The sequence below is a fragment of the Sphingomonas sp. genome (assembly GCF_048594985.1).
In the GTDB taxonomy this organism is placed as follows: domain Bacteria; phylum Pseudomonadota; class Alphaproteobacteria; order Sphingomonadales; family Sphingomonadaceae; genus Sphingomonas_I.
Window position 1 is genome coordinate 1 of sequence record NZ_JBMDXG010000056.1, and the last position, 8660, is coordinate 8660.

The 8660-nt window shown below is 68.0% G+C and carries 6 protein-coding genes and 1 pseudogene; all 7 read right to left on the bottom strand.

All coding sequences use genetic code 11. From position 1 onward, the window contains the following. Positions 1 to 260 (bottom strand): annotated as a pseudogene (locus tag ACOJSF_RS02070) (hypothetical protein); the annotation flags it as partial. A 25-nt stretch (positions 261 to 285) separates the two neighbouring features. After that, on the bottom strand, positions 286 to 2964 hold the full coding sequence (gene alaS, locus ACOJSF_RS02075; protein ID WP_420140577.1) for an alanine--tRNA ligase: 2679 nt from the start codon (positions 2962 to 2964) through the stop codon (positions 286 to 288). Positions 2965 to 3054: 90 nt separating this feature from the next. Continuing rightward, on the bottom strand, positions 3055 to 3732 hold the full coding sequence (locus ACOJSF_RS02080) for a phytanoyl-CoA dioxygenase family protein (RefSeq protein WP_420140578.1): 678 nt from the start codon (positions 3730 to 3732) through the stop codon (positions 3055 to 3057). After that, positions 3729 to 5015 carry a M24 family metallopeptidase gene (locus tag ACOJSF_RS02085; protein WP_420140579.1) on the bottom strand — a complete coding sequence of 429 codons (1287 nt, stop codon included), beginning with the start codon at positions 5013 to 5015 and terminating at the stop codon, positions 3729 to 3731. The genes ACOJSF_RS02080 and ACOJSF_RS02085 overlap by 4 nt, the downstream gene beginning before the upstream one ends. A 164-nt stretch (positions 5016 to 5179) precedes the next feature. Further along, the gene (gene recA, locus ACOJSF_RS02090; protein ID WP_420140580.1) at positions 5180 to 6247 is read right to left on the bottom strand and encodes a recombinase RecA; all 1068 of its coding nucleotides are present in this window, start codon (positions 6245 to 6247) and stop codon (positions 5180 to 5182) included. Positions 6248 to 6348: 101 nt separating this feature from the next. Further along, positions 6349 to 6705 carry a response regulator gene (locus ACOJSF_RS02095; protein WP_420140581.1) on the bottom strand — a complete coding sequence of 119 codons (357 nt, stop codon included), beginning with the start codon at positions 6703 to 6705 and terminating at the stop codon, positions 6349 to 6351. Positions 6706 to 6759: 54 nt separating this feature from the next. Further along, a partial coding sequence (locus tag ACOJSF_RS02100) for a response regulator (protein ID WP_420140582.1) occupies positions 6760 to 8660 on the bottom strand: 1901 nt, incomplete at its 5' end.

The following is an 8660-nucleotide window of genomic DNA, read 5'->3' on the forward strand; positions in this document are numbered from 1 at the left end:
GCGTTGCTGCTCAACTCGTTCGACAGGCGCAGGCGCAGGCGCGAGCCGGCGGCGCTGAGCCGGACAGGCATCCGCACGGTCCCGTCGGCCATCTGCTCGGCGGCCGCGTCCGATCCGGCGGCGATGGTTTCGGACGGCACCGCCTGCCAGCTCCGCACCCAACCCTTCGCATCGTCGGCCCTCGCCGCCGGCCTGGGTTGCGCATTGGCGCAAGACACCACCAGCAGCGCGCCGAGCCCGATCGATAATCCCCGCATCATGCCCGTCCTCTCCCGTCTCTTGTTATCAGGCGGCCTCGGCCCGCGCGGCGATCGCGCCGCGTACCGCCGCGACCGCATCGTCGGCCTTGCTCGCATCGGGGCCGCCGCCCTGCGCCATGTCGGGACGGCCGCCGCCGCCCTGCCCGCCCAGCGCCGCGACCGCCTGCTTGACCAGATCGACCGCCGACAGCCGCGCCGACAGATCGTCGGTCACGCCGACGGCAACGGTCGCGCGCCCCTCGTTGATCGCGACGAGCACCGCCACGCCCGATCCCAGCTTCGCCTTGGCCTCGTCGACCAGGCCGCGCAGGCCCTTGGGCTCGAGGCCGTCGATCACCTGGCCGATGAAGGCCGTGCCCGCGATCTGCTCGGGCCCGACCGCGTCGGCCTTTGCCGCGCCGCCGCCCAGCGCCAGCGCCTTCTTCGCCTCGGCCAGTTCGCGCTCGAGCCGGCGCCGCTCCTCGACCAGGCTGACGATGCGCGCAGGCACCTCCTCGGGCGCGGTCTTGAGCGTCGCCGCCGCCTCGCGCAGCCGTTCCTCGCGCTGCGTCAGCCACAGCCGTGCCGCCTCGCCGGTCAGCGCCTCGATCCGCCGCACGCCGGAGGAGACCGCGCTTTCGCTCACGATCTTGAACAGACCGATGTCGCCGAGCGCGGTGACGTGGGTGCCGCCGCACAATTCGACCGACCAGGCGGCATCGCCGTCCATCTGCTCGACATGGCGGCCCATCGAGAGCACGCGCACCTCGTCGCCATATTTCTCGCCGAACAGCGCCATCGCGCCCGCCGCGATCGCGTCCTCGGGCGTCATCAGCCGCGTCGTCACCGCGTCATTCTCGCGGATGTGGCGGTTCACCTCCGCCTCGACCGCGGCGATATCCTCGGGCGTGAGCGCCTTGGGGTGCGAGAAGTCGAAGCGCAGCCGTTCGGCCGCGACCAGGCTGCCCTTCTGCGTCACGTGCCCGCCAAGCCGGTGGCGCAATGCCGCGTGCAGCAGGTGCGTCGCCGAATGGTTGGCGCGCAGCTGGGTCCGCCGCGTCACGTCCACTGCCAGGTGGATCGTGTCGCCGACGCGGATCGTGCCCGCCGTCACCGTCGCCTTGTGCGCGTGCAAGCGGCCGAGCGGCTTCGACGTGTCGCCAATATCGGCCGCGAAGCCATTGTCGTTGCCGGCTTTTCCGGCATCGCCCATCTGCCCGCCACTCTCACCGTAGAAGGGAGTCTGGTTGGTCAGGATGGCGACCTCGTCGCCCGCGCCCGCCGCTTCCACGCGCGCGCCGTCCTTCACCAGGGCCACGACCTGCGCGTCGCCCTCATGCCCCGAATAGCCGGTGAACTCGGTGCTGCCATGTTCCTCGGCAATGTCGAACCAGACGTCCTCGCTGCCCTTGTCGCCCGATCCCTTCCACGCGGCGCGCGCGGCGGCCTTCTGTTCGGCCATCGCGCTTTCGAAGCCGGCGCGATCGACCGCCAGGCCCTGCGCGCGCAACGCATCCTCGGTCAGGTCGTAGGGGAAGCCGAACGTGTCGTAGAGCTTGAACGCGACCGCGCCGGGCAGCGTGTCGCCCTCGCCCATCCCCGCCGTCGCTTCGTCGAGCAGGCGCAGGCCGTTGGCGAGCGTCTGGCGGAAGCGCGTTTCCTCCAGCCGCAGCGTCTCCTCGATCAGCGGCTGGGCGCGGACCAGTTCGGGGAAGGCCGCGCCCATTTCGGACACGAGGCTGGGCACCAACCGGTGCATCAGGGGCTCCTTCGCGCCGAGCAGATGGGCGTGGCGCATCGCGCGGCGCATGATCCGCCGCAGCACATAGCCGCGCCCCTCGTTCGCCGGCAGCACGCCGTCGGCGACCAGGAAGCCCGCCGAGCGGAGGTGATCGGCGATCACGCGGTGCGATGCCTGGTTCTCACCGGTGGTCGCGGTGCGCGTGAATTCGCCCGAGGCGGCGATCAGCGCCTTGAACGTGTCGGTGTCGTAATTGTCGTGGACGCCCTGCATCACCGCCGCGATGCGCTCCAGTCCCATGCCCGTATCGATCGACGGCTTGGGCAGGTCACCGACGATCTGGTCCGCCTCCTGCAGGAACTGCATGAAGACGAGGTTCCAGATTTCGACGAAGCGGTCGCCATCCTCCTCCGCGCTGCCCGGGGGGCCGCCCCAGATATGCTCGCCATGGTCGTAGAAGATTTCGGAGCAGGGCCCGCACGGCCCGTCCGATCCCATCGCCCAGAAATTGTCCTTGGTCGGGATGCGGATGATCTTGTGGTCCGGCAGGCCGGCGATCTTCTTCCACAGATCGAACGCCTGATCGTCGGTGTGGTAGACGGTGGCGGTCAGCTTGTCCGCCGGCAGCCCCCATTCCTTCGTCAGCAGGGTCCAGGCGTGCGTGATCGCCTGTTCCTTGAAATAATCGCCGAACGAGAAATTGCCGAGCATCTCGAAGAAGGTGTGATGCCGCGCCGTGTAGCCGACATTGTCGAGATCGTTATGCTTGCCGCCCGCGCGCACGCACTTCTGGCTCGACGTCGCGGTGGTGTAAGGCCGCGTCTCGAGGCCGGTGAACACGTTCTTGAACGGCACCATGCCGGCGTTGACGAACATCAGCGTGGGATCGTTGTGCGGCACCAGCGGCGCGGACGGCACGATGCGATGGCCCGCCCCCCCGAAATAATCGAGGAAGGAACGCCGGATGTCGTTGGTCGATGTCATGCGCCCGACTTAGGGAAGCACGCGCCTCCGCTCAAGCGGCACCACCGCCACGCGGGCGCCATCTCGCGCCGGAGCTCACACCGCGCGGGCCTACGCCGCGCGCATCACCCCGGCCCAAGCGAGCCCGCCGGGAAGACGGTCGGGCGACCAATCGATCTGGAGGACACGCCGCCGTCGCGGCCGGGCGGCCGGTTCGGACGCATGGAGGATGGCCGTCGCGTACATCCAGGTCTCGCCGCGCGCCGCGTGGCAGCGCAGGATTTCGCTGCTCGCCACGATCGTCGAAATGGCGTGCTCGGGGATGCGGCCGTGGCGGTGCGAGCCGAGCGCGACCAGCAAGGGCGCATTGTCCGCATCGACGGGATCGAGGTGGATGCGGGTGGTCACCATCCGTTCGATCAAGGCAAATGGCGGCTCTGCATGCGGCACGCCATCCTTCATGGTCCAGTGGGCGAAACCGGCGACGTCCCGTCGCTCGCGTACCGCCACCGTCCGGTCCTGATGCCAGCCGAGCGGCCAATTATGCGACGCCGTCTTGTCGAACAGGATGGCGCGAACGGGGCGGGCGCCCGTTCCGACAAGGTCGTGGACCGCCGCGCGAATCGGCGCATTGTCCCACACGGCCGACGGCAGCGCGTTCAACCGGATGCCCGGAGATTCGGGATAGGCCGCCGCGAACCGATCGATCGCGGCCAAGGCGTCTTCGTCGAACAGTCCGCTTCGGCGCAGCGCTCCGTCCCGCGACCAGGCGCTCCGATCCGCGCTCACCCGAACGGGCGGTCGATCGACGGCGGCGGCACGCTGAACCATTTCGGCCCGCTTTCGGTCATGTGGAAACAATCCTCCAGGCGGATGCCGAAGGCGCCGGGACGGTAGAGGCCGGGCTCGTTCGAAAAGCACATGCCCGGCGCGAGCGGGGTCGTCTCGCCGTGGACCAGATTGACCGGCTCGTGCCCGTCCAGCCCGATACCGTGGCCCGTACGATGCGACGTGCCGGGCAGCTTGTAGCCGGGGCCGTATCCCAGGCTCTCGTAATAGGCGCGGACCGCATCGTCGACCTTGCCCGCCGGGGTGCCGACCTGCGCCGTTGCGAACGCTATCTCCTGCCCTCGATGCATCTGCGTCCACATCGTGCGCTGTGCGGCGGTCGGTTCGCCATGGACGAAGGTGCGCGAGATGTCGGACGAATAACCCTTCACCTTGCAGCCCGTGTCCATCAGCACGACCATTCCCTCGCGCACCTCGTGGCGGACATGCGATCCGTGCGGATAGGCGGAGGCCTCGTCGAGCAGGACGAGCCCGCCGTCGGCCTCGTCCGCGCCATGCGCGAGTTGCGCGGCGGCCATGATCTTGCCGATATCCGCGCCGGTCATGCCCTTCTCGACCTTGGCGTACGTGTCGCGGTAGGCGGCGATGGTGATGTCGTTGGCATGCTGCATCAGCGCGATCTCGGCGGGCGACTTGATCAGCCGGCACGCGCGCACGACGCCCGCGCCCGAACGGATCGTGGCGTGGGGCAGCGCCTTGGCCAGCCCGTCGACCGCGAAATAGCGGACCGTTTCCTCGATCCCGATCGGCCCCGCCGCCGCCTTGCGATCGCGCAGCACCCCGGCCACGAGCGCGAGCGCGTCCTCATCCTCCTGCCAGACGCGCACCTCTGCGGGAATGGCGAGCGTCTCGCGGATCGAGGGCTCCTCGAAATGCGGGGTGACGATCGCGATCGCGCCCGATGCAGGAATGACCGCGCCCGTCAGCCGCTCGCTCCGCCACCATTCGACTCCGGTGAAATAGACCAGCGAGGAGCCCGCCTCGACCAGCAGCGCCGTCAGGCCCGCCGCGCGCATCAGCCGCTGCGCCTTGGCGATCCGCGCCTCATATTCGCCGCGCGTGATCGCAGGGGGCGCCTTGCCTACGCCCCCGGTTCCCTGGGCAAGGAGCGGCGCCATCGCGGATGCCCCCGCGAGCATGACCGCGCCGCCGAGCAACGCACGACGCGTGACGAGATCGCTCCGCCCAGCGGAGAAACGGGCGGAAGAGGATGCGTGGATCATGCCGCTACGCTAACGGCGCGGCGGCATGTTTCCAGCTATTTCGAGCAATACGCCAACTTACCGACGGGGAGCCGGCTCCATCCCGCATCTTCTTCGGAAAAGGCAATCCACAGCCAATGATCACACGGTCACACTGCCGTGTGATCATCGTCTGATGACATCGATCAATCCTCTTCGGCGTCGGGCCCCGTCATCATCGCGTCGCCCAATCCGGCGACATTCGCGCGAATCGCCTTTTCCAGCCGGGCGCAGACTTCGGGATTCTCGCGCAGATAGGTCTTGGCGTTCTCGCGCCCCTGGCCGATGCGGATGCTGTCATAGCTGAACCAGGCACCCGATTTCTCGACCATGCCGCCCTTGACGCCGAGATCGAGGATCTCGCCGATCTTGGACACGCCTTCGCCATACATGATGTCGAACTCGACCTGCTTGAACGGCGGCGCGACCTTGTTCTTCACCACCTTCACGCGCGTGGCGTTGCCGACGATGTCATCGCGATCCTTGATCTGTCCGGTACGGCGGATGTCGAGCCGGACCGAGGCATAGAATTTGAGCGCGTTGCCACCGGTCGTGGTTTCCGGATTGCCGTACATCACGCCGATCTTCATGCGGATCTGGTTGATGAAGATGACGAGCGTGCGGCTGCGGCTGATCGATCCGGTGATCTTGCGCAGCGCCTGGCTCATCAGGCGTGCCTGCAGGCCGACATGGCTGTCGCCCATCTCGCCCTCAATCTCCGCGCGGGGCACCAAAGCCGCGACCGAATCGACCACCAGTACGTCGATCGCGTTGGAGCGGATCAGCGTGTCGGTAATCTCCAGCGCCTGTTCGCCCGTATCGGGCTGGCTGACGATCAGTTCGTCGACATCGACGCCCAATTTCTTGGCATAGACCGGGTCGAGCGCATGTTCGGCATCGACGAACGCCGCCGTGCCGCCATTCTTCTGCGCCTCGGCGATCGCATGCAGCGCCAGCGTGGTCTTGCCCGAGGATTCGGGGCCGTAAATCTCGACGATGCGCCCGCGCGGCAGCCCGCCGATGCCGAGCGCGATGTCGAGTCCGAGGCTGCCGGTCGAGATCGCCTCGATCTCGATCTTCTCGCGGCTGCCGAGCTTCATCGCCGAGCCCTTGCCGAACGCGCGGTCGATCTGCGCCAGCGCCGCGTCGAGCGCCTTCTGCCTCTCCGAAGAACCCATCATGTCGCCGTCGATCACCTTCAGGGAAGCCGCCATGTCGAACCTCAGCCGCTAGAGGAAGCCATATCCGCGTTCAACGCGTGATTGCGTCGTACACGGATTGTTCCAAAAGAACAAGAGGCGAACTTTACGCCGGGTCAGGCGTTGCGCGCATTCTCCAGCGCCGTGCGCAACGTGTCCAGCGTGAACGGCTTGGCGAGGTGCGGCGCATCGGCGTGGATCGCGGGCGGCGGCGCGACATGGCCGCCGGTGGCGAGCAGGAAGGGCAGCCCCTTCTCCCGCAGCGCATCGGCGACCGGCCAGCTCGGCCCGTCGCGCAGATTGACGTCGAGGATCGCGATGTCGAAGCCTCCCTGCTCGACCAGCGGCAGCGCGCCGGCCACCGCATCGGCCGTCCCGCTCAGGCGGTGGCCGAGCATATCGATCAGGTCTTCGATCATCATGGCGATGAGCGGCTCGTCTTCGACGACGAGCACGGACAGGGGTTCGGTCATCGCCGCGCCCTTAGCGTCGGGCGGAATGCGCGGAAAGCGAAATCGCGTCGCCGCTTACACCGCCGGCGCGAGCGCGTCGCGCGCCGCCTCGCTCAATTGCTGGACAGAGAAGGGCTTGGGCAGAAACGACACGCGCTCGATATCGATCGACTTGCGCAACTGCTCCTCGGCATAGCCCGACATGAACAGCACTTTCAGGTCCGGGAGCTGCGCGCGCGCGGTGCGCACGAGGGTCGGCCCGTCCATCATCGGCATGACCACGTCGGAAATGAGCAGGTCGACGGGCACGCCTTCCTCCAGCACCTCCAGCGCTTCCTCGCCATTGTTCGCGGTCACCACGCGATAGCCCTGCCGCGTCAGCGCGCGTTCGGCGACGGCGCGAACCATCGCCTCGTCCTCGACCAGCAGGATCGTGCCCGTGCCCCAGGTGTCGCCCGCCTGCTCAACCTTGGGCGGCGGCGGCGCGATCGGCGCCGGTGCTTCAGACGCCTGATGGACGGGAAGATAGATGACGAAGCTCGTCCCCTGACCCACCTCCGAATCGGCGAAGATGAAGCCGTCGGTCTGCTTGACGATGCCGTAGACCGTCGAAAGGCCGAGCCCGGTCCCCTTGCCGATCTCCTTCGTCGTAAAGAAGGGCTCGAAAATCTTGGCGAGGTTCTCCTGCGGAATGCCCTGCCCCGTGTCGGCGATGCGCAAAGCGGTATAGTTCGCGATCGGCAGGATCTCGCTGCGCATCCGGCGCACGTCGGCGGTGCTGACGGGATAGGTCTGGATGGTAAGCGTACCGCCGTCCGGCATGGCGTCGCGGGCATTGACCGCGAGGTTGACGATCACCTGCTCCAGCTGCCCCGGATCGGCGCGGACGAGGCCCAGGTTGCGGCCATGCTTGACCTCCAGCTTGACCGTCTCGCCGAGCAGGCGGCGCAGCAGCGTCGAAACCTCGGCGATCACGTCCGGCAGCTGCAACACCTGCGGGCGCAATGTCTGTTGGCGCGAGAAGGCCAGCAGCTGCCGGGTCAGCGATGCCGCCCGGTTCGAATTGTGCTTGATCTGCTGGATATCGTCATAATCGATGTCGCCCGGCACATGGCGCATCAGCATCAGGTCGCAATGGCCGATGATCGCGGTCAGGATATTGTTGAAATCGTGCGCCACGCCGCCGGCGAGCTGGCCAACCGCCTGCATCTTGGTCGCCTGCGCGATCTGGCGCTTGAGCTTCGATTCCTCGCTATTGTCCTTCAGACTGAGGAGCACGGCGGCTTCGCCCAGCCCCTTGGCGTTGGCGATGGTCAGCGCGACCGGCTCCTCGGGCTTGTGCCGCAGGCGGACAACGAGATCGCCGGGAAGCGCGCGCCCGCCCGCGAAGCGGTGGACCGCGTCGGCGACGATCGCCTTGTCCTCGTCCGCCACCAGGTCGCTCGGATAGATTGCGGCCTCCCCGCTCGCCAGCCCGGCCGCGCGGCGGAATGCGTCGTTGAGGAACAGGAAGCGCCCGTCGCGTTCGAGCAGCGCCAGCCCGAGCGGCAGCATGGCCAGCAATTCGTGCAGATGGACCGTCGCCGCCCCGCGCGCCGCGGCGGCGGTCATCTCGTCGGGATCCTCGTCGAACAGCAGGAAGACGGTGTTGCCTTGCGCGGTGTCGTCGCCGACCGCGACGGGCACCACGCGCAGCGGCAGCATCTCGGCGGATTCGCGCGACAGCCGCACCGCGCCGTCGGGGCTCGTCTCGATCAGGTCGGCCATGTTGCGGCCGGCGATGCCCTCTTCGGTCTCGCCCAGCGCGCGGCGGACGAACACCGCGTTGGCGTCGACGATCGTCCCGTCGCCGCGCACCAGCGCCATCATCACGCCCGCCTCGCCCAGCCGGTCGCCGCCCCCGCCGATCAGCAGATCGTGGGCAATCCCGAACTCCGTATTCCGGCCGATCGGGCGGAAGCGCCAGACCAGGAACT